22 protein-coding genes and 1 tRNA gene are annotated in these 23,454 nt (G+C 54.1%); 14 read left to right on the forward strand and 9 right to left on the reverse strand.

Annotated features, from left to right (window positions below):
• Window positions 1-6 precede the first annotated feature (6 nt).
• Both pheS and LIO64_RS02075 read right to left on the reverse strand, forming a co-directional pair.
• Window positions 7-1,032, reverse strand: a complete 1,026-nt coding sequence (gene pheS, locus LIO64_RS02070; protein WP_290547792.1) for a phenylalanine--tRNA ligase subunit alpha — start codon at window positions 1,030-1,032, stop codon at window positions 7-9.
• Between the two features lie 145 nt (window positions 1,033-1,177).
• Window positions 1,178-2,335, reverse strand: coding sequence for an MFS transporter (locus LIO64_RS02075; protein ID WP_290547793.1), 1,158 nt, complete (start codon window positions 2,333-2,335; stop codon window positions 1,178-1,180).
• A 463-nt stretch (window positions 2,336-2,798) separates the two neighbouring features.
• On the opposite strand from LIO64_RS02075, the gene LIO64_RS02080 reads away from it, so the two are divergent.
• Window positions 2,799-3,425 carry a DUF417 family protein gene (locus LIO64_RS02080; protein WP_290547794.1) on the forward strand — a complete coding sequence of 209 codons (627 nt, stop codon included), beginning with the start codon at window positions 2,799-2,801 and terminating at the stop codon, window positions 3,423-3,425.
• A 516-nt stretch (window positions 3,426-3,941) separates the two neighbouring features.
• Here the strand turns inward: LIO64_RS02080 and LIO64_RS02085 are convergent.
• Window positions 3,942-5,813, reverse strand: a complete 1,872-nt coding sequence (locus LIO64_RS02085) for a M60 family metallopeptidase (protein ID WP_290547795.1) — start codon at window positions 5,811-5,813, stop codon at window positions 3,942-3,944.
• Window positions 5,814-5,987: 174 nt separating this feature from the next.
• Between LIO64_RS02085 and htpG the strand changes: the two genes are divergently transcribed.
• The 13 genes from htpG (at window position 5,988) to LIO64_RS02150 (ending at window position 20,092) form a co-directional block, all read left to right on the forward strand.
• Window positions 5,988-7,829 (forward strand): molecular chaperone HtpG, encoded by a 1,842-nt coding sequence (gene htpG, locus LIO64_RS02090; RefSeq protein ID WP_290547796.1) that lies wholly within the window; start codon window positions 5,988-5,990, stop codon window positions 7,827-7,829.
• A gap of 74 nt (window positions 7,830-7,903) precedes the next feature.
• Window positions 7,904-8,731, forward strand: coding sequence for a potassium channel family protein (locus LIO64_RS02095; protein ID WP_290547797.1), 828 nt, complete (start codon window positions 7,904-7,906; stop codon window positions 8,729-8,731).
• Between the two features lie 196 nt (window positions 8,732-8,927).
• Window positions 8,928-10,169: a hypothetical protein gene (locus LIO64_RS02100; RefSeq protein WP_290547798.1), complete on the forward strand. Its 1,242-nt coding sequence runs from the start codon at window positions 8,928-8,930 to the stop codon at window positions 10,167-10,169.
• A 428-nt stretch (window positions 10,170-10,597) separates the two neighbouring features.
• Entirely contained in the window at window positions 10,598-11,836 is a 1,239-nt protein-coding gene (locus tag LIO64_RS02105; protein WP_290547799.1) for a hypothetical protein, read from the forward strand.
• Window positions 11,837-12,156: 320 nt separating this feature from the next.
• Window positions 12,157-13,263 (forward strand): alanine racemase, encoded by a 1,107-nt coding sequence (gene alr / locus LIO64_RS02110; protein WP_290547800.1) that lies wholly within the window; start codon window positions 12,157-12,159, stop codon window positions 13,261-13,263.
• A gap of 103 nt (window positions 13,264-13,366) precedes the next feature.
• Complete coding sequence (locus LIO64_RS02115) at window positions 13,367-13,807, forward strand: RrF2 family transcriptional regulator (protein ID WP_345779561.1); 441 nt, start codon at window positions 13,367-13,369, stop codon at window positions 13,805-13,807.
• A gap of 137 nt (window positions 13,808-13,944) precedes the next feature.
• Complete coding sequence (locus tag LIO64_RS02120) at window positions 13,945-15,231, forward strand: O-acetylhomoserine aminocarboxypropyltransferase/cysteine synthase family protein (RefSeq protein ID WP_290547802.1); 1,287 nt, start codon at window positions 13,945-13,947, stop codon at window positions 15,229-15,231.
• Window positions 15,232-15,267: 36 nt separating this feature from the next.
• Window positions 15,268-16,197, forward strand: a complete 930-nt coding sequence (cysK, locus tag LIO64_RS02125) for a cysteine synthase A (protein WP_290547803.1) — start codon at window positions 15,268-15,270, stop codon at window positions 16,195-16,197.
• Between the two features lie 19 nt (window positions 16,198-16,216).
• Window positions 16,217-16,831, forward strand: a complete 615-nt coding sequence (thiE, locus tag LIO64_RS02130) for a thiamine phosphate synthase (protein WP_290547804.1) — start codon at window positions 16,217-16,219, stop codon at window positions 16,829-16,831.
• A 48-nt stretch (window positions 16,832-16,879) separates the two neighbouring features.
• Window positions 16,880-17,695 (forward strand): hydroxyethylthiazole kinase, encoded by an 816-nt coding sequence (thiM, locus tag LIO64_RS02135; protein WP_290547805.1) that lies wholly within the window; start codon window positions 16,880-16,882, stop codon window positions 17,693-17,695.
• Between the two features lie 311 nt (window positions 17,696-18,006).
• The gene (locus LIO64_RS02140; RefSeq protein ID WP_290547806.1) at window positions 18,007-18,471 is read left to right on the forward strand and encodes a type II toxin-antitoxin system antitoxin SocA domain-containing protein; all 465 of its coding nucleotides are present in this window, start codon (window positions 18,007-18,009) and stop codon (window positions 18,469-18,471) included.
• Window positions 18,472-18,613: 142 nt separating this feature from the next.
• Window positions 18,614-18,688: transfer RNA gene (locus tag LIO64_RS02145), tRNA-Gln, on the forward strand.
• 117 nt (window positions 18,689-18,805) lie between these two features.
• Window positions 18,806-20,092 (forward strand): site-specific integrase, encoded by a 1,287-nt coding sequence (locus tag LIO64_RS02150; RefSeq protein WP_290547807.1) that lies wholly within the window; start codon window positions 18,806-18,808, stop codon window positions 20,090-20,092.
• A gap of 2 nt (window positions 20,093-20,094) precedes the next feature.
• Here LIO64_RS02150 and LIO64_RS02155 read toward each other — a convergent pair whose 3' ends face one another.
• The 6 genes from LIO64_RS02155 to LIO64_RS02180 form a co-directional block, all read right to left on the reverse strand.
• Window positions 20,095-20,496 (reverse strand): hypothetical protein, encoded by a 402-nt coding sequence (locus tag LIO64_RS02155; RefSeq protein ID WP_290547808.1) that lies wholly within the window; start codon window positions 20,494-20,496, stop codon window positions 20,095-20,097.
• Window positions 20,493-20,756, reverse strand: coding sequence for a phospholipase D-like domain-containing protein (locus LIO64_RS02160; protein ID WP_290547809.1), 264 nt, complete (start codon window positions 20,754-20,756; stop codon window positions 20,493-20,495). The genes LIO64_RS02155 and LIO64_RS02160 overlap by 4 nt, the downstream gene beginning before the upstream one ends.
• Before the next feature lie 163 nt (window positions 20,757-20,919).
• Window positions 20,920-21,654, reverse strand: a complete 735-nt coding sequence (locus LIO64_RS02165; RefSeq protein ID WP_290547810.1) for an ATP-binding protein — start codon at window positions 21,652-21,654, stop codon at window positions 20,920-20,922.
• Window positions 21,635-22,378: a hypothetical protein gene (locus tag LIO64_RS02170; RefSeq protein WP_290547811.1), complete on the reverse strand. Its 744-nt coding sequence runs from the start codon at window positions 22,376-22,378 to the stop codon at window positions 21,635-21,637. Before LIO64_RS02170 ends, LIO64_RS02165 begins: the two co-directional genes overlap by 20 nt.
• 1 nt (window position 22,379) lies before the next feature.
• Window positions 22,380-23,165, reverse strand: coding sequence for a DNA adenine methylase (locus tag LIO64_RS02175; RefSeq protein WP_290547812.1), 786 nt, complete (start codon window positions 23,163-23,165; stop codon window positions 22,380-22,382).
• Window positions 23,162-23,454: hypothetical protein (locus LIO64_RS02180; protein WP_290547813.1), on the reverse strand; the 293-nt coding region annotated here is incomplete at its 5' end. The genes LIO64_RS02175 and LIO64_RS02180, both read right to left, overlap by 4 nt.

Consider the following 23,454-nt stretch of genomic DNA (forward strand, 5'->3'; position numbering starts at 1 on the left):
TAAAAATTATTGGAATTGGGCAAGGAAGCGCACGTCATTCTCAATCAGGGCGCGGATGTCGCGGATGCCCCAGCGGATCATCGCCAGGCGGTCCAGGCCGATGCCGAAGGCAAACCCGGTCAGTCCCGCATAACGGGCCTGCACGCCGGGTTCCAGCCCCAGCTCACGGTCCACCGCTTCAAAGACGTTGGGGTCCACCATGCCGCAGCCGGCGATCTCCACCCAGCGGGGTTCCTGCCCGGCCGCCTTCAGCTTCACGTCAATTTCAAAGCTGGGTTCCGTAAACGGGAAGAAGTGGGGGCGGAAGCGCACTTCCGTATCGGCCCCGAAGAGGGCGCGCAGGAAGTATTCCAGCGTCCCCTTGAGGTCGCCCACGGAAACGTCCGTATCCACGTACAGGCCTTCCAGCTGGTTGAAGGCGGAAAGGTGGGTGGCGTCAATTTCATCCCGGCGGTAGGCGGAACCTGGGGAAATCACGCGCACAGGGGGCGTCTGTTTTTCCATGGAGCGGATCTGCACGGTGGAGGTGTGCGTCCGCAGCAGTTTGCCGGAATCAAAGTAAAACGTATCCTTCTCATTGCGGGCCGGGTGGTCCTGCGGCGTATTCAGCGCGTCAAAGCAATGGAACTCATCCTCAATCTCCGGACCGTCCGCCAGGGAAAAGCCCATGTGGCGCAGAATGCCGATGGCCTCATCCCGCACAATCGTGAGGGGGTGCAGGCCGCCCAGCGGCAGGGAGCGGGCCGGAAGCGTCAGGTCTACGCCGGCCACGGCGGCTTTGTCCGCCAGGGCCTGCACTTCCTCCAGCTTGGCGTCCAGGGCTTCCGTAATAGCCTTGCGGGCTTCGTTGAGCAGCTGGCCGACGGCAGGCTTTTCCTCTTTGGGAACGTCCTTCATGCCCGTCTGGGCCATGGTCAGCTCCCCTTTTTTGCCGAGGATGGCGACGCGCGCGTCTTCCACGCCGCGCCTGTCAGACACCTGGGCGATGCGCGCCAGGGCGTCCCGTTGGATACGTACAATCTCTTCCTTCATAAAATTTAACGGGCAGGAGCTTACCCGCCCCCTCCGCCAGCGTCAAGCCCTTCGGGTTGGGGAGAAGATGGAAGAATAAGGAGCTTCTGCCTGAAAATCAGAGTTAATAGTTAACAGTTAATAGTTAAAATCACCACTCACTATATCATACGTACCCAGGCTGGGCGGACAGGCGGCCGGAAATGATGCCGAGCACGCAGAAAAACGTATAAACCAGGCAGAACGGCAGGAAGGAACCGCTCTGATGGAGGAAGGAAGTGAACAGCAAACTCAGCACCGCTCCCATGGTGAAGCCGATGCCCTGGGACATGCCGGAAAGCCGGATCGCCTCGGACGGGGTTCTGGCCCGTTCCACCATCAGCGCCATCCCGCGGCTGAAAACCGTGCCCGTCGCCAGGCCGAACAGAATGGCCATCCAGACTGCCCAGTCCAGGGGAAGATACAGGATGCCCCAGCAGGAGAGGGCCGCCAAAGCCATGGCCATCACGATGAGGAGGCCCCGGCCTCCCGTGGCTTTTTCCAGGGCGTGCGCGGAGAGCGTGGCGGGAAGCTGGGCAAACATGGCTACGGAGAGGATGAAGCCGGCGTCTACATAGCTCATTCCCCGCTCTCTCAGGAAAATCGGAATCCAGGTGTAAAAGAAGTAGGCGGCCCCCACCCGGCTCAAATAAAAGATAGTGACCTGCCATGCCTTGCTGCTGCGCAGCAGGTTGCGCCCTGAGGCAGACGGATCGCCCTGGAGCACCCCGACCGGATGCTTCAGGAAGTAGGCGCCCCACACCAGCATGCCCAGCAGGATGGGAATGATCCAAATCCCCAGGCCAAAGCGCCAGCCGCCCAGCATGTTGGAGATGGGAACGGACAAGCCGGAGGCCACGGCGCTCCCCACCCCGATCATGGCGCTGTAAATGCCCATCATGGCGGAGGCATGGTCTGGAAACTGGTGCTTGATCAGTCCGGGAATGGCCGCTCCGGCAATCCCCATGCCCAGCCCCATCAGAATCATGCCCCCGTACAAGCCTGTCACCCCGTCCCAGCTGCGCCAGAAAATGCCGGCCACGGCCAGGAGCTGGAACCAGAAAATGATTTTCCACGGTGTCATCCAGCGCGCCACACGCGGGGAAATGGGCGCGGCCACGCCCAGCACAAACACAGGCAACAGAGCGAACAGTCCTGAATTTTCAAGGGAAAGGCCCATGTCCTTCTCAATGGTCCCCAACAGCGGATCCGGAGAGTCAAACCCGGTGCGCAAGTTGAAACAAATGATCAAAAAGGCCACAAACAGCAGCATTTTTCCCTTCATGCTTCCGGAATTTCCCGCCTTATCCATCTCATGTTATACAGCCAAGTCGCCGGGCCCGTTCAAAAGTAAACGACTTTTCCAGCTCCCTGCGGCACGGTTGGACGGAATGAGAAGCATGGACCCCGCAGAGTAAGGGAAGTTGAAAGATGAACAAGTCACCTCTCTAGTCCCGGACTTCAGGAAAGGCAGAGGAAGACATGTTCCCGCAACTTGAACGAAACAAGGCGCCTGGGAATGAAGGCCTCCCGGCCTTCAGGAATCATCCGGGAGCGCCGCAAGCCAAGATCTGGAAACGCAGCCATTCACATCTCTCCTTTTCCGTTTTTTGCACTCACATCTAAAAAACACCATTAGATTAAAAAAGAACGTCTTACGGCTTGCCTGATTTCTATATTCCTATAGGAATAAATGGAATTAAACCAAATTCCCTTGACGCTGAATCATTTCAATATTACAAGCGGATATGTTTACTGCATGCTCATCCCCAGAAAAATGCCTTCGGTACGCTGATCAAGTCCAACGATTCGGCATTAATTTTTTGAGAGTAGCCATCTTCATCGTCTTCGCGTGGATTGGCGGCCTGAAGGCCTTCCAGTATGAAGCGGACGGCATCGTTCCCTTCGTGGCCAACAGCCCCATGATGAGTTTTTTTTACAATAAGAAGGCTCCGGAATACAAATTGCACATGAACAAGGAAGGAGACGTGGTGCCAGCCAACATTGCCTGGCATCGGGAAAATAACACCTACGGCTTTTCCTACGGACTGGGGACCATGATTGTCTCCATCGGGACGCTCGTGCTGCTGGGCCTCTTTTTTCCGAAGGTGGGCATCATCGGAGACGGTCTGCTCATCATCATGACTGTGGGCACCCTTTCCTTCCTGATTACCACTCCGGAAACATGGGTGCCGAATCTGGGCGGCCCCAACCACGGCTTTCCCTACCTGTCCGGAGCGGGACGCCTTGTCATCAAGGATATTGCCATGTTGGCGGGAGGCTTTATCCTGCTGGGCACGGACTTCAAGCGCATCCTGAAAGCGCGTCTTAGGCATGTAAAGGCTGAGGACTCCTGTTGCTGCAACAATAACTAATCTTTCCGCTGCAACCTCGTCGTTCACCGCCCCTGCTGTTCAGCAGGGGCGGTTTTTTATGCAGGCACCCCCCTGAATGCAAGATTCCGAGACGCCGCGAAGTGAATTTTTCTCCTTTCGTTTTCCGTTCAGAGTTACAAGGGGCGGGAGCCCCTTGTTCCCAGCAGGCTGGCCATTAAAGAACACGGTGGAAGAGAATATCCCCATGGTTTGAACGCGAAAGATCATCTGGGAATGAAGGTTTGATTTGTTCCTCTTTCAGATTCACTCACCCTGCGGGCTTCAGGCTTGCGCTTTCCGTCCAACCGGGCAAGCCCGGTTTCCGGCCTTCATGATTGAATTTCTTCCGTAGGGTAAGCGGAGGGGAATCTTTATTTCCCATCCTGTCACAGGCGACAGAAAACCACACGGTGTAAGGGTAACGCTCCATCCGGTTCAAGAAAATCAACCCTCCCATGAAAAAGCGCCGCCGTTCCGGAGAACGGCGGCGCCCGAACACGCTAACCTCTTAAGCTTTTATTTGGCGGGACGCTTGCCGTACACCAGCGTACGCTTGCCATCCCAGGAAACAGCTTCAATCCTGGTGGACCCTTCCGGGTAGGGAACTGTGGTGGAGGAATTGTCCTTGGAATCCGTCCCCACCATGGTGATGCGGACCAGTTCCTTGTCGTTGTAGGTTTCAAAAACGGCGGCGTTTTTCCATACGTTATGGGAAATGATACGCCGGTTGCCCTGCTCCGTAATGCCCTGGTTGTAGGAGCCCCGGACGGGAAGGCGGTTCTTGTATGCCTCCACGCTGTTGACGGAGATGTAGTAAATAACAGGGCTTTCCGGCTTTTTGTATTTCTTGGCGTAGGAAACCAGGTTCTTGCAGTCGGACTCCGTAATGGTCATGCGGGCGCAGGTGTAGTCGTCCAATTCCTGGTCAATGGGCTTGAGCATTCCGGTCTTCTGGAAGAAGTCCGTCAGGTCCTGCTTGGAGACGTCGCAGGCGTTCTTCATGAATGCGAGCTGAAGCTCGCCGTCCTTCTTGCCCTTGGTGTCCATCTTGATGGCCTTGTTGAAAATGTCCGGATAAAAGTCGGGATTGCCCTTCCCGGCCACCTTGAAGTACAGCTCCAGCTGCCACAGGGGGGCCAGCTTGACAAAGTGGTCATGCACCATCGGGCGGTTATCCCCGCCGGAGCGCTTGTCCGGTCCGGCCTGGATGAGCCAGTTTTCCCCCTTCATGATGCCGTTGTTCAGGTAGGCGTTGAAGCGGCCGCCGATCATGTTGCCGTCCCCTCCGTTGATGCGTTCATGTTCCAGGCGCATGCTGGAAGGATTCAGCATGTAGTTCACATAGGCGGAATAAATATTGTTGGTCACTTCCCCGGTGGACACCCATTTCATGGCGGGCCGCACCTGGTTCACGTGGCCGAATTCGTGGGCAATGCCCCAGGCGCTGCCGGGAATCTTGTCCGGATTGCCCACTTCCCCCATCGTGCCGTTGTGGAAGGCGGCGCCCGTGCCGTCCGCATGCATGAAGCCATTCCATATTACACGGCCGAACATCCGGTTCTTGGGCAGCATCTTGTATTTGTACAGCCCCATGATCTGCTGTTCCATGCCGATGATCTTGTCATACAGGGCGATCAGTTCCTCCCCCTTGTCCGGGCAGAATTTTTTAAGTTCCTCCACCGGATATACCAGGTGGACGCGGCTGCCCACGATGTCCACGACTTCCGTGGGAGAATTTTCCAGCATCTTTTTCCAGTCGCTGTTCTTGCTCACGCCGCCTACGAATACACCGTTTACCTTGCCCGAAGGAATGGAAAGGCGCACGTTGGGGGCTTTCTTGTAGTTGGGCGTGAAGTATTCAATATAGCCCAGCCCCTTGTTCTTCGCCTTGATGATGTTGATTCCTTCCTTGAGGGGGTAGGAACTGCGGCCTCCGTCGCGCCCGAAGTTGTGGATGACCAGGTTCAGCTTTTCCCCCTTGGGGTCTTCCATGATCACCAGCACATCCTCCCCTTCCTCAAAAAAGATGCCGGTGGGGTTTTCAAACTTGCTGTACTGACTGGTGCGCAGGCGGTCCGCCAGGTCCTTGACCGGTTCATACGGTTCCGCCGTGATGGCGCGCGCCTTGCGGTCATACTTCTTCTCCGCCATCTGCCGGGCGAGTCCGCGGACGAAGGGATCCTTGATTTTCGCGATGCGGTCGCGCGTGACGTTGGGCTTCAGCGCCAGCATGAATTCATTGGTGAAGACATTGGAATCCAGAGCCTTCAGCCCCGCTTCCGTAATCGGCGCGGGCTGGGACTCCTGGGCGGAAAGCATGCCGGTGCCCAGCATGCCGCAGAGAGCCAGTAAAAGAGCTCCCTTTTTCAAGAATGGTAAGAAGATCATATTTGTAAAATAATACTGATCAGTTTCCGGCATTGTTTCAAGGAAAATTGCCCGGGACGCCCCATGCCCGGGAAAAAGGCCTTTTGTGTGACATGCGAGGCCCCGCCCGTGCCGTAAAACTGTCCATCCTCTTGACGAGGGCCGTATAATGGCGACCGCAACACATTTTCCCATATGAATACAGAAACGCATCAATTTCAGGCGGAAGTCCGCCAACTGCTGGATATTGTCATCAACGCCCTTTACAGCGACCGTGAAATCTTTGTCCGGGAGCTCGTTTCCAACGCCTCCGACGCCCTGGAAAAACTGCGCTTGAAACAGCTCACGACTCCCGGCATCTACCAGCCGGACACCCCCCTGGAAATCACCATCACCACGGACAAGGACAACAAGACCATCACCATCGCGGATACCGGCATCGGGATGACGGAGGCGGACCTGGTGGAGAACCTGGGAACCATCGCCCATTCCGGCACCAAGAAGTTCATGGAAGCCCTCAAGCAGAAGCAGGAAGGCGGCGCAGACCTGATCGGCCAGTTCGGCGTGGGGTTCTACAGCTCTTTCATGGTGGCGGACCAGGTGGAAGTGTTTACCCATTCCTGGGAGCCGGAGGCGGCCTCCCTGCGCTGGACCTCCAACGGACGGGAAGGCTACAGCATTGAAACGCTGGACGAGCCGCTGGACCGCGGCACCCGCATCGTCATCCACCTGAAGGATGAATACGAGGAGTTTTCCCAGGAATACCGCGTGAAGGAGCTTCTGCGCCGCTATTCCAATTTTGTGGGCTTCCCGATCAACTTCAACGGGGAGCACATCAACACCGTCCAGGCCATCTGGTCCAAGTCCAAATCCGACGTCAAGCCGGAGGAATACGACGAGTTCTACCAGTTCATTTCCCACACGGATGAGAAGCCCCTTTCCTACATGCATTTCAGCGCGGATGCGCCCATCATGCTGAATTCCCTGCTTTTCATCCCCAAGAGAAATCCGGAGATGTTCGGCTTCGGCCGCGTGGACGCCAACGTGGCCCTGTACTGCAAGCGCGTGCTGATTGACGCCAAACCGGAAGGCCTGCTGCCGGAATGGCTGCGCTTCCTGAACGGCGTGGTGGACAGCGAGGACCTGCCCCTGAACATTTCCCGGGAAATGCTCCAGGACAACTCCCTGGTGCGCAAGATCAGCGACATTATTACCAAGCGCTTCATCAAGCACCTGGAAAAACTTTCCAGGGACGAGAAGGAAACCTACCAGGAATTTTACGGACAGTTCTCCCGCTACCTGAAGGAGGGCGTGGTCACCTCCTGGCCGAACAAGGAATCCCTGGGCAAGCTGCTCCGCTTTGAATCCACCTCCACGGCTCCGGGAGAAACGACCTCCTTTGAAGAATACGTCACCCGCATGAAGGAAGGGCAGACAGCCATTTACGCGCTCACCGGCCCTTCCCGCTCCCATCTGGAAAACAGCCCGTACCTGGAAGCCTTCAAGGCCCGCGGTTATGAAGTGGCCTTCTTCACAGACCATGGAGACGAGTTCGTGCTGGATTCCCTGTCCAGCGTGGACGGCAAGCCCGTCACGATGATCGACCGCGCCGACGTGGAGCTTCCCGAGCTGGAGGAGGAGCAGAAAGACGCCCTGCCCCAGGAGGAAGCCACCGCCCTGGAGGAATGGCTGAAGGAACTGTACCCGGACAAATTCTCCAAGGTTACCCTGGGCAAGCGCCTGGTCAGCGGCGCCGCCGTGGCCCTGCAAAGCGGCAATGACATGGGACCGGAAATGAGGGCGTACATGAAGGCCATGGGGCAGGAAATCCCTAAAAGCCATCCCCAGCTGGAATTGAACCCCTCCAATCCGCTGGTGAAGAAGCTTTCCTCCCTGCGGACGGAAAACCCGGAACTGGCGCAGATGGTCGCGGACCAGATTGCGAACACCGCTCTGCTCCGCGCCGGCATGCTGGACGATCCCGCCGTACTGGCCCAGTCCTCCCAGGCCCTGATGGAGCAGCTTCTGCTGAAGTAGGGCTCCGGCGAAAACGGCCTCTTTTTTACAAGCCGCTCCCTGCCGGGGGCGGCTTTCTCATTTTACACCCCGTCATGAACGCCTTCCACCACCTGCCCCGGCATTTCCTTTTTCTGAAACTGGCCTATGAAACGGGCATGTGCCTGCTGGCTTTGACCGCCGTTGCGCTGGCGGCCATTGACCTGACTTCCGAGACCGCGGAATGGGAAGTCACGACGGACAGGGTTATTTACTGGATATTCGTTCTGGACTACGCCGTCCGCTTTTCCTTCAGCCCGCGCAAATGGATCTTTGTGAAGGAACACGTCTGGGACCTGCTGGCCATCATTCCGTTTGACGTCCTGTTCCGGCTGTTCCGCTTCGCGCGGCTGGCCGATATTCTCCGTCTTGCCAGATACCTGAACCTGTTCTCCTATGCCATGAGGTTCGCCACGCTCATCAGAAGGTTTTTCAATACGAACGGTTTTAAATACATCTGCATTGCCGCGCTGACCATCATCCTGCTGGGAGCCGTGGGCATTCATCTGGCAGAGGGGATGAGCGTGCCCAACGGCATCTGGTGGTCCTTCGTCACGGCCACCACCGTGGGCTATGGAGACACCTACCCGGTCACCACTCCAGGAAAATTCCTGGCTGTCTTCCTGATGCTCACGGGAATAGGCTTCGTAGGAACCCTCACCAGCACGATCACCTCCTTTTTCCTGCACGGTCACGACGGGGAACCCATGACCTACCGCGAAGAAGTGCTGGACGGCATCAAGAAGAAGCTGGACAGCCTGTCTTCCATGACGGATGAAGACATCGACGCCATGGCTACCCTGCTGAAAACGCTCCGGAACGTTTCACACGCAACTCCCTTCACAGAACAAAAAATCCCCGCAGGCAATCAAGGAGAAGATTGACAAAAACCCTCCGGGACATTCCACACGCCTTTTTAAACCAATCATTCTAACTTGAATCCAAAATCAGGCATGATATAAACGGATGATGGCAATCTGGTGAAAATCGTGCCGTGTTTCCAGCGCGGCATATCCAGCTGAATGCTGTAACGCCTGGGAAGACAGGCATTACGCTAAAAAATAATGGAAGGATGAGATCATGGAACAAGTAAAAATTCAAATGAATATGGCGGATAAATTGAAACGGCATGCAATCATACCTTTATTAGCAATGGGGGTTTTATGGGGCGGTTTGTCGTCTTATACGCAGGCGGATGAACTGGATGCACAACAAGTCGAACAAATGCTTAAAGTAAAAGTTATTGGAAAATTGTCTCAAGCCGATAAAGAAGAGGCTTTAAAAGCGTTTAAAGAAAATGCAAACAACGCAAAATTTCCTAAAGAAATCATAGATCTTGTCACGATTAACACGATATCAGATTATGAGTTGTACAAAAATTATCGTTTAATGTATTATAAAGACGGAATGTGCATAACACAGCTTAAAAAAAATAATAAGCTGACTAGTTTTCCAGCGATTAACCGCTATGATATTACATCTCAAGATATCGCTGAACCGTTGCCTCCATTATCAAATGGGATTAACACAGTCACGAAAAAACCATACTTCACTATTCCTAAAACATTAGCCACCAACGTATCTGATAAAGAATATTTTAAAACGCTCTTAAAAGTGATGAATACAAATTTCGGCACCTTAATGCAAATGTACACCTTAGATGAAAAGAAAGTCGCCAAAAACGGGTATGCCGGCAAAATGGCAGATAAGGCGGTTCTTTATTTTGGGGAAAATCCCATTCTAGAAGAAGGGATGAATGAAACCGAAATTACTATACGACGTCAATTGGGATTTATCGTCAATGGTGCTGTCGATATGATTAAGGCGGGCGGTCAATTGTCCATTGGCGCTGGCGACTGTACCGGTTGGACAGTTCATTGTATAGATAAAAAAGGTAATGATACTTCCGTTTTTGTCGTCTTTAATGGTGCAAAGAACTCAGAGGCTACCTCCTATTACAGGCATGGAGTAGTCTATACAAAAGCTCAGCTCTTAAAAAAAATGCAAGCAAATTTTCATGCTCTTATGCGCGAACATGACGTTGAACCAGGAACTGCCGTCAAAAATGCCAGTTTAACAACTAATGATCAACGCATTTTTGCCTATTTGGGAAATACTATGGACAATTATAGGATGACACTTTTAAAAACCAAAGCACTAGGTGATGATGGTCCGGCTGAAAAGGATCTGGGTTTAAAAACATTAGATAAGTATGCCGGCAAGGAAAATGCAACGCCCGTCAAAACGACAGCAAAAAAAGTATCACAAAGGGATTCGGACAAACGGACACTTAAGATGGCTGACTCAAACAGTAGAGGGTGAAGAGAGGGATAATGAACACCTATAAAAAATTGAAAAACTAAATTTTTTGTGTTTTGCCTGAGTTTTCTTGGCTGTTTAAGTTTTTCAAGAGTTGTTTTGCCTGAAGATTCTCCTTCTGCCCCTGATGCAACTAACTCAGCCTGTTGTATTATGTCGACTACCGGGGTCAACGGAACGGATTGTTGCTACGACGGCGAAACATGCTGTAACGGCTTATGCTGCATTTACGGGTTGTGTGTGCAGAAACGATTCATTCGTTTGGAGCGGCAGCGACGATTGCCGAATACGTCGACAAATGCCCCGGCGCCCCCGGCAACCCTCGCGCGGGGGCGGCGTAAATATACGGACAGCGAGGGTAATGAACAATATTGTTGCAATCCTAAGGAAGTGCACTCAACGACCGGCAATAATTAAACAGGAGGTAGAACATGATGAATTTTAAAGCAATCAGAAAAACAGGTCTTTCTACATTACTGGCAGGTACATTTACGCTGTCTGCGGATAACTCGTCTGCTGCTCCTATTTTAAAAGAGTCGCAAGCCGTCACGATGAATGCCAGACAAGCGGACAGGAAAATGGCCAAAACATTCAAAGATCAGGAAAAACTTTTGTCCGCAGAACAAATGAAGCTGTGGGAGATTATCAAAAAACATAAAGATTTCCCGACGATTTTACCCCATATTAAAATGAATATGGATATTACTCAAATCTTTGCCAATACGAACTATATAAATCTTCCATATGGTCATCGTAAATATGTGACGGTTTTTAAACATAACACAAATGAAGAATTGAAAATCGCTATTAGCGCCCCCACACAAGATGACATGGTGCCGACGTTTGACGTGCCTGAATTTATCAAAGACAAAGCCGACTGCTATTTTTACACATCCAAAGCAGTTTTGGAAAAATTGTCGCCGGCCGAACAAGATTATATTCAAACGTTGGATAAATGCTTAAATGCCGTTTATCACCATATGTACGGCACCGGATTTGTCAACATTGATGCCAAAAAACTCGCCACGGGTGAGTTGGCCGGCTTCATCTATGAAACGCATCGTTTGACTAAAAAGGACACGGACAGGTATGCAGGCTGTATAACCCGCGGCAGAACTGATTTGGAAAATAAATTCTATCAACAGGTAGGTTATCCGTTGAAAATTGCAGACCTTGTTCAAATGGGTGGTATCGGCCAACACGGCGGTTGTGCCGGGGAAATACAATATCAATCCACCGGAACGGCCGGAATATTCGGAATTCCTTTTTCAAAAGATATTTCAAAGGATAAAGGTTTAGTTAACACAACGATTGTTCAAGCCGCAGTGCGGCAAAAGGCCGATATCATTGCCAGTACCAAAATTATCAGTGAAGGAATGACGGCCCTGGTAAACGAAGGATTGCCGGGCGCATCGAAAGAGTTTAAAAACTTGCTTGAATCCAAAGAAAAAACAACTCGTACTTACAATTCCTTGTTATTAAAGAAAATTCGGCCTAATACGACAACACTTGTCGAATCGTTGGCGGGAACCAATGTGTTGACACCGTACATCTCGGCGAATTTTGAAAGTAAGAAAAAAGACGGATGGACTGCGACGGTCGTTGTTGACCATAACCAATCACCGGCAGCTCAAAAAAATCAACCGTCACGTAGAGGAAGGGATAATTAAATGAAATTGAAATTATTTAATTTATTGACTTGTCTTTTGTTTTTGATGTTTACAGGTACAGCATCAGCGTTGTTTATGGCCTGTTGCTATGATAATGCTGAATATCCTCCTTCTGAGCCTGATGCTGCTAACGCAAGATGTTGTGTTATGCCGGCGATACATGTTGTAAATGGGGACTGCTGTAACGGTCACCTACCGATATCCGGAAGAGAGGAAGACTGACAAAAATCCGTCTGGCATTGCACGGACAAAGGCGGACAATCTTTCGCATCCGGGGTGTCCGCACTCTCTCTTTTTCAATCTTTCCTCCTTTCTCCATCATGCCAGCCACCAGCCCTCCCCGCGCCTGGGCCGAAATCGACCTCGGGGCCATCCGCCATAACCTGAACGTCGTCAAGCAGGCGGCCAAGGGCGAATACTACATGCCCGTGGTGAAGGCGGCCGCCTACGGGCACGGGCTGGAACAGGTATGCCGCGCCCTGGATTCGGAAGGTATCGCCTTTTTCGGCGTCGCAAACGTGGGCGAAGCGCGGCGCATCAGCCAGGCGGGGTGCCGCACACGGCCCTACATCCTGGGACCGGCCTTTCCGGAGGAACGGGAGGAGATCGTGCTGAACGGCTGGCGCTCCTTCATCTCCACCATGGAGGAGGCCCTGCATTACAATTCCATTGCCCGGCTGTACGGAAAAACGCTTCCCATCCACATTTCCGTAGACACGGGGATGGGACGCGGAGGATTCCTTCCGGACCAGCTTGAGGAGCTTCTTTCCCGTCTGGAAGAGCTGGACAGCCTGCATATGGAAGGCCTGGGGGCGCACCTGCCCTGCGCGGATGAGGACAGGGAGCTGACCAAAACGCAAATCGCCCATTTTGAAAAGATGGCCGCGCGCATCCGGGAAAAAATACCTCTGAAGTACTTCCACCTGGCCAACAGCGCTGCTTCCCTGGATTATGAGATTCCTTCCAACAACATGTGCCGCCCCGGCCTGGTACTGTACGGTTTTTCCCCCATTCCCTCTCCCTGGGCAGCCCGGCTGAAGCCGGCCATGGCTCTTTTTTCACGCCTCACCGTGGTCCGCACCCTGCCGGAAGGCCACGGCATTTCCTATGGAGGCACTTTTGTAACGGACCATCCCACCAGGGTGGCTACCGTGGGCATCGGCTATGCGGACGGATACCTGCGCTCCCTGGCCCACAAGGGCGCCCGCGTCATGGTGGACGGCACGTACTGCCCCCTGCTTGGCCGGGTGACGATGGACCAGATCATGGTGGACGTCAGCCGGGTGCCTCATCCGGAACCGGGCATGGTCGCGGAGATCATGGGTCCGAACATTCCCGTGACGGAACTGGCGGAACAAGCGGGCACCATTTCCTGGGAGATTTTCACGGGAATCGGACCACGGGTTCCCCGCCACTACACTTATTGATACCTGCACTCCAGTGATATTATTCATGCCGTCTGGCTTTTCCGCGCGCACTTTCATTTCCCATTGACGGCATACCGGAAATATCGTTTAGTGAGCCGGTATGATGAAGGTTTCCACCAGAGGCCGTTACGCGTTGCGCCTGATGATTGATCTTGCCCAGCACCGGGATGAAGGGTTTATCTCCCTGAAAGAAATTTCCTCCCGCCAGGGCATTACGGTCCGGTACCTGGAACAGATTATCGCCATCCTGCTGAAAGCGGGGTTCGTTCAGAGCTTCCGGGGAAAATCCGGCGGCTACCGCCTCTCCAGGAATCCCCGGGAATACACCACGGAAGACATCCTGAAACTGACGGAAGGAGCCCTGCTTCCCCTGTCCTGCCTGGCGGCGCAGGAAAACCAATGCCCGCGCGCTTCCCACTGCTCCACCCTGCCGTTCTGGAAGGGGCTGCACAAAGTCATTGCAGATTACTTGCAGCACGTCACCCTGGAGGATCTGGCAGAGCAACAAAAAAACATCGGCTGCGATTACGGGGCGGGCATTTAAACGGCTTCCCGGCCGGAACGCTGTTCATTCCGCCTTTTCCGTTCCTGGTCTTATGTCCCATTTTTTTTATCCGGCACTTGACATCGGTTCCTCTTTTCACTATCAATTCCCTAGTTTTCCGATAGGAATAATAAAATATGAGCAAAAATTATCGCTTTGAAACACGCCAGCTCCACGTGGGGCAGGAACATCCCGATCCGGCTACGGACGCACGCGCCGTGCCGATTTACGCCACCACCTCCTATGTTTTCAAGGATTCCGACCAGGCGGCAGCCCGCTTCGCCCTGGCGGAACCGGGCAACATCTACAACCGCCTGATGAACCCTACTGCGGACGTGTTTGAAAAGCGCATCGCCGCGCTGGAAGGGGGGGCAGCCGCTCTGGCCGTATCCACCGGGGCCGCCGCCGTCACGTATGCCATCCAGAACATCGCCCGTGCCGGGGACCACATCGTTTCCTCCTCCACCGTCTATGGAGGAACGTACAACCTGTTCGCCAACACGCTGGCGGACGCCGGCATTGAAACCACCTTTGTGGATGCAAGAGACGTGAACAATTTCTCCAGGGCCATCCGGGACAATACCAAGGCCCTGTACGTGGAGAGCCTGGGTAATCCGAACTGCGACATCGTGGATATGGAAGCGCTGGCGGAAGTGGCGCACGCCCACGGCATTCCGCTCATTGTGGACAGCACCTTCGCCACGCCCTTCCTGTTCCGCCCTCTGGAACACGGGGCGGATATCGTGGTACACTCCGCCACCAAATTCATCGGCGGCCACGGTACGGTGATGGGCGGTGTGATTGTGGACGGCGGCAAGTTCGACTGGACGCAGAACGACAAGTTCCCCGGCATCAGCAAGCCCAATCCGAATTACCACGGAGCCGTGTTTGCGGAGGTATGCGGCAATGTGGCCTACATCGTCAAGATCCGGGCCACCCTGCTGAGGGACACGGGTTCCACCATCAGCCCGTTTAACTCCTTCCTTCTGCTCCAAGGGTTGGAAACCCTTTCCCTGCGCGTGGAACGCCACGTCCAGAACGCCCTGCGCGTGGCCGGCTACCTGGCCGCCCATCCCCAGGTGGAGAAGGTGAACCATCCCTCCCGGCCGGACCACCCGGACCATGAATTGTACCGGAAATATTACCCGAACGGAGGCGGTTCCATCTTCACCTTTGAAATCAAGGGTGGCGCGGAAAAAGCTCGCAAGTTCTGCGAGAGCCTGGAATTATTTTCCCTGCTCGCCAATGTGGCGGACGTCAAGTCCCTGGTCATCCACCCGGCTTCCACCACCCATTCCCAAATGACGGATGAGGAATTGGAAGCGGGAGGAATCACCCCCTCCACAGTGCGGCTTTCCATCGGAACGGAACATATTGACGACATCATCGAAGACCTGGAACAGGGTTTTCGCGCCATTCTTTAACGTTTGAACGGCCACAACGCTCTTTCCTTACAAGCCATGAGAATTTACAGAAACATTACGGAACTGATCGGCGGCACTCCATTGCTGGAATTGACCAATTACGAACGCAGGCACGGCCTGGACGCTACGATCCTGGCCAAGCTGGAATACTTCAATCCCGCCGGTAGCGTGAAAGACCGCATTGCCCAGGCCATGATTGACGCGGCGGAAGCCTCCGGAGAACTGAAGCCGGATTCCGTCATCATTGAGCCCACCAGCGGCAATACGGGCATTGGACTGGCGGCGGTAGCCGCCTCCCGCGGGTACCGGATTATCCTGACCATGCCCGAGACGATGAGCGTGGAACGCCGCAACCTGCTGAAAGCCTATGGCGCGGAACTGGTGCTGACGGACGGGGCGCAGGGCATGAAGGGAGCAATTGTCAAGGCGGAGGAACTGGCAAAAACCCTGCCCCATAGCTTCATTCCCGGCCAGTTCGTCAACCCGGCCAATCCGGAAGTTCATTTCCGCACCACCGGACCGGAAATCTGGAACGATACGGACGGCAGGGTGGACATCTTCGTAGCGGGCATCGGCACCGGCGGAACGATTACAGGCGTGGGCAGGTACCTCAAATCCCTCAAGCCGGAAGTCAAAGTCGTGGCCGTGGAGCCAGCCTCCTCCCCCGTGCTGACACAGGGAACGGCAGGACCCCACAAGATCCAGGGAATCGGCGCCGGATTCGTGCCGGAAACGCTGGACACCTCCGTATATGATGAGGTCATCACTGTCACCAATGAAGACGCATTTGCCACGGGCAAGGAGCTGGCCCGCACGGACGGCGTGCTGACGGGCATTTCCTCCGGTGCAGCGCTCTGGGCCGCTACGCAGCTGGCGCAGCGCCCGGAAAATGCAGGCAAGACGATCGTCGTCCTTCTGCCGGATACGGGTGACCGCTACCTTTCCACCCCCCTGTTTACGGACTAACCTTCCCGGCCCGCTTGCCATGAAAACATTCAACCTCCATCTCTACCTGGTCACTGATGAAGCGGCCAAATGCCGCCACAGCCTTCTGGAAACCGTTCGGAAAGCGGTGGACGGCGGCATCACCATCGTGCAGTACCGCTCCACCAATCCGGACGCGGGCACCTGCTACCGGGAGGCCCTGCCCCTCCGGGACTTCCTGGCCTCCCGCGGCATTCCCTTCATTGTCAACAACCGCATTGACCTGGCCCTGGCGCTGGACGCGGACGGCGTGCACATCGGCCAGAGGGACCTTCCGGTGCCGTCCGTCAGGGCCATGATCGGCCCGGATAAAATTCTGGGGCTTTCCGTCTCCAACGCGGACCAGCTCCGCGCCGTGGATGCCTCCCTGGTGGACTACCTGGGCATGGGCCCCGTCTTCCCTACCATTTCCAAGCTGAACGCGCCGCCCGTACTGGGCGTGGAAGGCTTCGCCGCCTTGGCGTCCCAAGCCCCGCTGCCTGTTGTCGCCATCGGTGGGCTGGATGCGGAACGCGCGCGCCAGGTGCGCGCCACGGGAGCGGCCAGCGGCATTGCCGTGGTCTCCGCCATTTGCGGAGCGGAGGATCCGGAAGCCGCCGCACGGGCGCTGGTCTGATTCATCCGCCTTCCGGAAATACCGGGTAAAAACATTCTTTCAAGCGCCATGCCTTCATCAACTGTTCTTGTCAATGCCGTCTTCTCCGATCTGGAAAAAATCAGGGAGGCGGCTCCGCTGGTTCTCTCTCTGACCAACTCCGTCGTGCAGCCCCTGACGGCCAATCTTCTGCTGGCCGTGGGGGCTGTTCCCGCCATGCTTAACGATGCGGAGGAAACGGTGGAAATGCTCCGCGGCGGCACAGCCGCCCTGCTGGTCAACCTGGGAACCGTTACACGCGAACAGGGCGCCGTCATGCAGACGGCCGTACAGGAAGCCAACCGGCTGAACATCCCCTGGGTGCTGGATCCGGTGGCCGTAGGGGGGCTCTCCCTGCGCACGCGGCTGGCGGAACAGCTGAAGGAACAGAAGCCGCGCATCATCCGTGGGAACGCTTCCGAAATCATGGCCCTGGCCGGTTACTCCTCCGTCACCAAGGGGCCGGAAAGCACCAGTTCCAGCGCAGACGCCGTGCAGGCGGCCAGGGAACTGGCCCTGCATACGGGGGCGGCAGTTCTCGTCACGGGCCGTACGGACTATTCTACGGACGGCCATCAGGTGATTTCCACGGAAAACGGACATGCCATGATGTCCCGCGTCACGGGAGTAGGCTGCTCCATGGGGGCTTTGGCCGCTGCCTGCGCGGCCGTCTCCCCCTCTCCGCTCCAGGCAGCCGTCTCCACAGCCGTGCTGATGGGCATTGCGGGGGAACTGGCTTTTGAACAAAGCCCCGTCCCCGGCTCCTTCGCCGTTTCCCTGCTGGACTGCCTTTATTCCCTTTCCCGGGAAGAAGTAGCCCTCAGGGCGCGTATTCTTTCCCTTTAAAACCCCGCCTCCTCCCTTGGGAGCGGGAGAAAAATAAAGCGCCGCATTCCCTTCCGGAATGCGGCGTTTGGAATTTATCTGCCTTTCATTCGTTTCCCGCAACGGAACAACGCAGAAATGACACTCCCGCCACGGCCACAGCAGCATCACGGCGGACGGTTCCGTAAGTCTGAACCTCGCACAACAGAGCAGCCACCCCGCTGTCGTCCAGCTTCACGTTATGGGCCGTATAACCGCATCAGCATACGTGTGTCTCTTTAGTATTGTGAAAAACACATGCGCTTTCTATAATGGTAGCAACAACTATCAGCATGGCCAATCACATTACCACGCAAAAACTCTGCAACTGGTTCATTCAACGGGCGAATGAAAGCGGAACTCCTCTGAATCCTGTCAAACTGAACCACCTGGTTATTCTGGCGGACTGGTGGCATCTGCACCGCAACGGCGACTTTATCACCAATGAAAGGGCGGAAGCATGGGCCTCCGGACCGGTTCTCCCCTCCATTTATCACGAATACAAGGATGAGCCGCCCTATTCCGCCATTGAACACCCCAGCCGCCGCCAGCCCCCGCTGGAAGAGGAAACTGACATCATTCCCTTTCTAGAACACATCTGGAACGTATATGGCAAATACACCGCCAAGCAGCTGGCCCGCATCAATACAGCGCCGTCCTCCCCCTGGCAGCAGGTGCAGGGAAAACGAGAAGAAGCGGAACACCAGCAAATTACAAGGGAACACGTGGAAGCTTATTTCCAAACCCTGGCGGATTAACACCGCCAGACAAAAGACGGATGGATCTTTCTACCTTCTGCATTATTTTTTCTATTGAACGACGCATTTGAGTGAAAAAAAACTTGCAAAGAACGGGAGCTTCCGCTTTAATTCGCCCGCACTGCAAAAGTGCCCGTTACATAGCCCTATAGTGTAATCGGTAACACAGCGGATTCTGGTTCCGTATTTTGGGGTTCGAGTCCTCATAGGGCTACCAGTTTTAAGGAAAAGGCCGTCTCTTCGGAGGCGGTCTTTTCGTGTTTATTACCTTTTAAATAAGGCTCTTGTGTAGTTTTGCGGAAGAGGAGAACATCTTGAAACGTGATGATACAACTTGCAAAAAGAGCACACTATTGATACCACTAAATCCATGGCATCCATCTACAAAAAGCCGAACAGTCCGTACTGGTACGCACAATACAGGGTGAGAACTGCCACAGGATGGAAGCTGATCAGGTTGTCAACGAAGATCGAACATACCCCTGCCACGGTAACAAGGGAAGTAAAAGAGGCTGCGGAGGCCGTGGGGAGGCCGCTGAACGTGCTGACAAAGGAACAGGCTATGAGCAAGGCACAACGCTTGGCAGACGCTCTAGAATCAACTGCACGGGCAAACCTGCCCGCTTATCAGCTGCGCCGCTCTATCTCTGCCTTATCAACGGAGTTGACCGGAGAATCTGTCGAAATGCCCTCCGTTAAATCCTGGCTGGATGATCACATGCGCCGCATCATACGTAATGGGCTCAAACCCGCATCCATAGCCAACTACAAACAGGCATTTGACAAGTTCCGCGCCTCCATGGGGGAACGTATCAATCTACCCTTGGACCGCATCACTCCCTTAATGCTGGATGATTTCAAGAATCATCTCCTATCCCGCGTCTCTCCGTCTACCGCTAATATTGCCCTTACTCTGGTTTCCGCGGCATTCCAGGCGGCAGTTGATTACAAAATCATCGAGACAAACCCCTTTACAGCGATTGCCAAGCCGCACAAGGGGAAAGTCATCAAACGCCGGAAGTTTGAACTGGAAGAACTTGAAAAGGTAATGGACGCGTGCAGTCCTGAATGGCGCTCCATGGTGAAAACGTGTCTCTACACGGGCGGCCAGAGATTGGGAGACGTGGCAACGCTCCGGTGGTCCCAGGTGGATGAAAAGCGCGGCATTATTCAGATGACCACGCAGAAAAAGGGAAAGCCCCTGATGATTCCGATTTTCCCGGCATTGAAAAAGCACCTACAGCAGCGAAAGAAAGAAGCCCCGGGGGAATACCTGCATCCGGAATGCGCGGACATATTTGAAAAGAAGGGCTCTGGCCGTCTGTCAAACATCTTTGGCCGCATCCTGTACCAATGCGGCCTTATCACCAAAGACCCTTTAGCCGCGGGGAAGAAATACAAAAAGCTGGAAGGGAACGGCACGGCAACACGGCGCCACGTCAATGAACTGTCCTTTCACAGTCTCCGCTATACGGCAACAACCATGTTACATGATGCTGGCGTTCCCCCTGCCCTTGTTCAGGCCATTGTCGGACATGACTCACGGGAAGTCCATGAAGGATATATTGACTTTGGAGCTAAGGAGTTTACACAGGCCCTTGAAAAACTCCCTGAATTGTAAAATCACCCCCTAAGGAGTGCAGCCAGCGTTTTAACGTGATTTAGCCGCATGTTGATAGCTGACTGCATTCCGCGCGTGTCGTGGATCTTGGCACACTCCGTAATAAGTCCGTCCGTCATATGGATGCCTCGCAAAACCTCGGCTACAGGAATAAAATTATTAAATTGTTTGCCCAGGTAGATTTTGACTCCTACGGCTGCCGCTGCTGATTCCGTATCTGTGTGCCCTTTAGCTTTGAAAAACTCAATGATCTTCAAATCTCCCATGCCTTTTTGAGCAAGCTTTATTGCTTGCATCTGCATTTCGTGAGGAACGTTCTGCACCTCTTCCGGAATGTTTTCAGGAACAATAGAAAGCGTGGTTTTGCTTGCATCGGCTACTTTCTTTTTCTTTCGTTTAATCATTTTGTTTTGTTAAAATGGTCAAAGATTGATCTGTAAAAGTCATAGATTTTCTTGTCATTGATAATGACAGCCTGTTCTAATGACTCGTTTTTTGTCATGTTTGCTGATCCAACGATTGAATAATAATCAGGATGTGCATCAATTAAATAAATCTTGGCATGCTGGTTTAACTCAATAAGAGTTCCTTTATACTTTTCAATTGTTTGCAGCAGCAGATAATGCTCTGACGGATAACGCCCTTTATTGGCTCGCGTAACCATAAAAGTCGTTTTGCATCCGTGTTTTTCTATTTGATCTCGGAAAGCAATAACGTTTGCCTATTGTAGGCCCATGTTGCACAATGAATTTCTTTAACTTCTCCGGGTGAATATTGATCTATATTGTCAAGAAGTGTTTCCGTGTTCTCGTTTTGCATGTATTTTACTATTTTGATGTGTTGCGTTCCCGGTAGGACTGCCAGTCGCACGTGATGATGGTGCCGCATAGATGGATGCGGGAAACTATGGCCGGGCCTAAACGATCTTCCAGGACGGCGGGGCTGTAGTTGGCAATGATGATTGTCGGCTTGCCGTTCTGGTGCCGATAATCAATCAGGCGTTCCAGGGCCGGGCCCGTGAAGTCCGTGTCCTTAACCTCGTGATACTCGTCTAGGACAAGCAGGTAAGGCGCCTTGTAGCGAGCCATGATGGAGGATTCGGAGCCTTTGCCGTTGAACGTCTCCCGTAACGCCATGGTGTAGTCATAGGCCTTGGTGTAGAGGACGCGCTTTTTGAGCCTGTACATGGTCCGGGCAAGGAACGTGCTTAAAACCGTCTTCCCGGTGCCGTAGCGTCCATTCAGCACAATGATGCTTCCAGGTATCAAAACAAGGCGGTAGGCCTCGCGGAGGGCCTTATTCCATGGCTCTCCGGTTACTTCGTTGAGGCAATCAAGAGCGCGGCGGGGAAAGCCGCGGTCAATCAGGCCCAAGCGTTCGTATGTCGCCCGGCGTTCTTCTTCCCGCTGCTTTTCGGCAGCGAGTGCTTCCGCTTCCAGTTCTTCGATACTTTTGCCGTCGTCTGTGGCAAGCGCCTCCATGGTGGAAATCAGGTTTTCAAGGTCGATGCCCTGAAGGGCTTTCCGGGCGTCCATGGTGTTGTCAGTCTTTCCAGAGTTCATCTCTTCGTGAGGGTTTAGGTGTTGATTTTGACATGGTTCCCACAGCATTTGCGGGTTTCAGGCTTGATTCGGAAACATTGTTCCGGGCCCAGGTTTCGGCGTATTGGCTGGCGGCTCGAGTCCAGTTCTCAAGGGGAATTCCAAACTTATTCCGCCAACCAACGGCGGAAAGATCGTTAAAGAATTTCTTGGCGCATCGGGAAAGCTCGTCCCCCAATGGATGAATCAGTTGATTGGACATGAAATGCTCCACCTCGGAAACGTCCTGCGGAAATTGGCAGACCTCGCGCCCGGTTGTAGTAGTTGTAGTAGTATTATCTTCTCTTCTCTTCTCTGGTAACGGTTTTTGTAACGGTTCGGGCGTTACATCATCGTTACGTCCTTTTCGGTGATTCGCTACTCGTCGGTTTGTAGTGGCCCTATTCTTAGCGGTTTGGCCGTTGTGGCGGTCAAAATTGGGGATTGAAAGGAGGCCATTGCGTCCATTCAACCAGCCGACTTTGACAAGCCCCACAGCGAAGCCGGGGCAGAATACAAGACGGTCGAGAAACGAATTTGTAACGGTGATAGCGTTACCAGAAACGGATTGTTGATCCGCCCAGATCCAGAGGCGAAGAAGCTTGCCAACTACGGCATCTTGATCAATGCCGAGTATGTCGGCCAACTTCACCACTTCCGGCTTGTCGGGCGTCGTGTGTTCAACTTTTATCCAGTCTCCGGCCATATCAAAAAAGCGTCAGTTGGGGGTTGTAGTTGAGCCAGAGGCATTCCACGCGCGGGCTTGCCATGTTGGAAATGGTTTTGCAGGAATCCTTGTGCCACCCCTGCAGAGCGGAGTTGTAAAGCTCATTGTCATAGCCGGACAACACAACCTTGCCCTGCAGCGTGAGCAGGACGTTGAGCAAGCGCCGGTGATCGTCCTCCGTGTACTCATGGCTGTATCGTCCCGTCTTGGTGCGTGTGGAAGACATGTAAGGCGGGTCAACATAGTGGAGCGTTTCCGGTCCGTCATGAGCCTGTAAGACGTCAAGGGCGTCCCGGTTTTCGACGTGGACATGCTTCAAGCGTTGAGTGGCCAGCCGCAAAGTTTCCGGTAGCCGGTCCCAATCGGAGGCCGGAGACGGCACCCGGTTCCGGCTTACGAGTAAGCCGGACCGTCCAGAACGGAAAGAGTCGCTTGCAATCCCCATCCAGGAGCGCACCAGCAGACGCCGGGCACGTTCCACGGCATCACCTGCAGGAGCAGAGTCATTGAGCTCGTCACGGCTGTAAGGAGTCAGCATGACGGCCTCAACCAGCCGTCCGGCGTCCTCACTGCGGAGGACGCGGAACAGGTTGACAATCTCGCCGTCTTTGTCATTGCAGATTTCCACCGGCGCCGACGCTTTATTGAGTAAGACGCCCAGGCTACCGCAAAACGGCTCCACGTAGCATGTATGAGCTGGGAAATGCTGAATAATCCATTCGGCAAGGCGGTTTTTTCCGCCTAAATATCGCAGCACGGCTTTCATTCTTCCTCCTTTCCGTCCGCCACGTCCCCGCCCACGTGGACCGGGGCGGACATCAATGAGTTATGAGGATTTTCTCCTGGATTGGTGCCCACGGCGTCCGCCGCCATATCCACGCCAAAAGCCGCAGCATATTTATGGGCCTCTCCCTTGTTTTGCAGATAGCCCAGCAGGAATCGCAAGGCATCTTCCACGGTGGCTTTCCTCTTTTGGAGGTTGTCATAAAGCTGCTGAACAGCGGCGCCCTTGGTGTTGCCGTAGGCAATAAGCCCATAGTCATCATACAGGGTGC

Source organism: Akkermansia sp. (assembly GCF_020860705.1).
GTDB lineage: Bacteria > Verrucomicrobiota > Verrucomicrobiia > Verrucomicrobiales > Akkermansiaceae > Akkermansia.

Coding starts and splice junctions, on each gene's coding strand:
- LIO64_RS02105 (WP_290547799.1), top strand. CDS start 10,598: ATGATGAATTTTAAAGCAATCAGAAAAACAGGTCTTTCTACATTACTG.
- LIO64_RS02080 (WP_290547794.1), top strand. CDS start 2,799: ATGTTTACTGCATGCTCATCCCCAGAAAAATGCCTTCGGTACGCTGAT.
- LIO64_RS02075 (WP_290547793.1), bottom strand. CDS start 2,335: ATGAAGGGAAAAATGCTGCTGTTTGTGGCCTTTTTGATCATTTGTTTC.
- LIO64_RS02160 (WP_290547809.1), bottom strand. CDS start 20,756: ATGGTTACGCGAGCCAATAAAGGGCGTTATCCGTCAGAGCATTATCTG.
- cysK (WP_290547803.1), top strand. CDS start 15,268: ATGAGAATTTACAGAAACATTACGGAACTGATCGGCGGCACTCCATTG.
- alr (WP_290547800.1), top strand. CDS start 12,157: ATGCCAGCCACCAGCCCTCCCCGCGCCTGGGCCGAAATCGACCTCGGG.
- LIO64_RS02085 (WP_290547795.1), bottom strand. CDS start 5,813: ATGATCTTCTTACCATTCTTGAAAAAGGGAGCTCTTTTACTGGCTCTC.
- thiE (WP_290547804.1), top strand. CDS start 16,217: ATGAAAACATTCAACCTCCATCTCTACCTGGTCACTGATGAAGCGGCC.
- LIO64_RS02165 (WP_290547810.1), bottom strand. CDS start 21,654: ATGAACTCTGGAAAGACTGACAACACCATGGACGCCCGGAAAGCCCTT.
- thiM (WP_290547805.1), top strand. CDS start 16,880: ATGCCTTCATCAACTGTTCTTGTCAATGCCGTCTTCTCCGATCTGGAA.
- LIO64_RS02095 (WP_290547797.1), top strand. CDS start 7,904: ATGAACGCCTTCCACCACCTGCCCCGGCATTTCCTTTTTCTGAAACTG.
- htpG (WP_290547796.1), top strand. CDS start 5,988: ATGAATACAGAAACGCATCAATTTCAGGCGGAAGTCCGCCAACTGCTG.
- LIO64_RS02115 (WP_345779561.1), top strand. CDS start 13,367: ATGAAGGTTTCCACCAGAGGCCGTTACGCGTTGCGCCTGATGATTGAT.
- LIO64_RS02120 (WP_290547802.1), top strand. CDS start 13,945: ATGAGCAAAAATTATCGCTTTGAAACACGCCAGCTCCACGTGGGGCAG.
- LIO64_RS02100 (WP_290547798.1), top strand. CDS start 8,928: ATGGAACAAGTAAAAATTCAAATGAATATGGCGGATAAATTGAAACGG.
- LIO64_RS02170 (WP_290547811.1), bottom strand. CDS start 22,378: ATGGCCGGAGACTGGATAAAAGTTGAACACACGACGCCCGACAAGCCG.
- pheS (WP_290547792.1), bottom strand. CDS start 1,032: ATGAAGGAAGAGATTGTACGTATCCAACGGGACGCCCTGGCGCGCATC.
- LIO64_RS02175 (WP_290547812.1), bottom strand. CDS start 23,165: ATGAAAGCCGTGCTGCGATATTTAGGCGGAAAAAACCGCCTTGCCGAA.
- LIO64_RS02155 (WP_290547808.1), bottom strand. CDS start 20,496: ATGATTAAACGAAAGAAAAAGAAAGTAGCCGATGCAAGCAAAACCACG.
- LIO64_RS02140 (WP_290547806.1), top strand. CDS start 18,007: ATGGCCAATCACATTACCACGCAAAAACTCTGCAACTGGTTCATTCAA.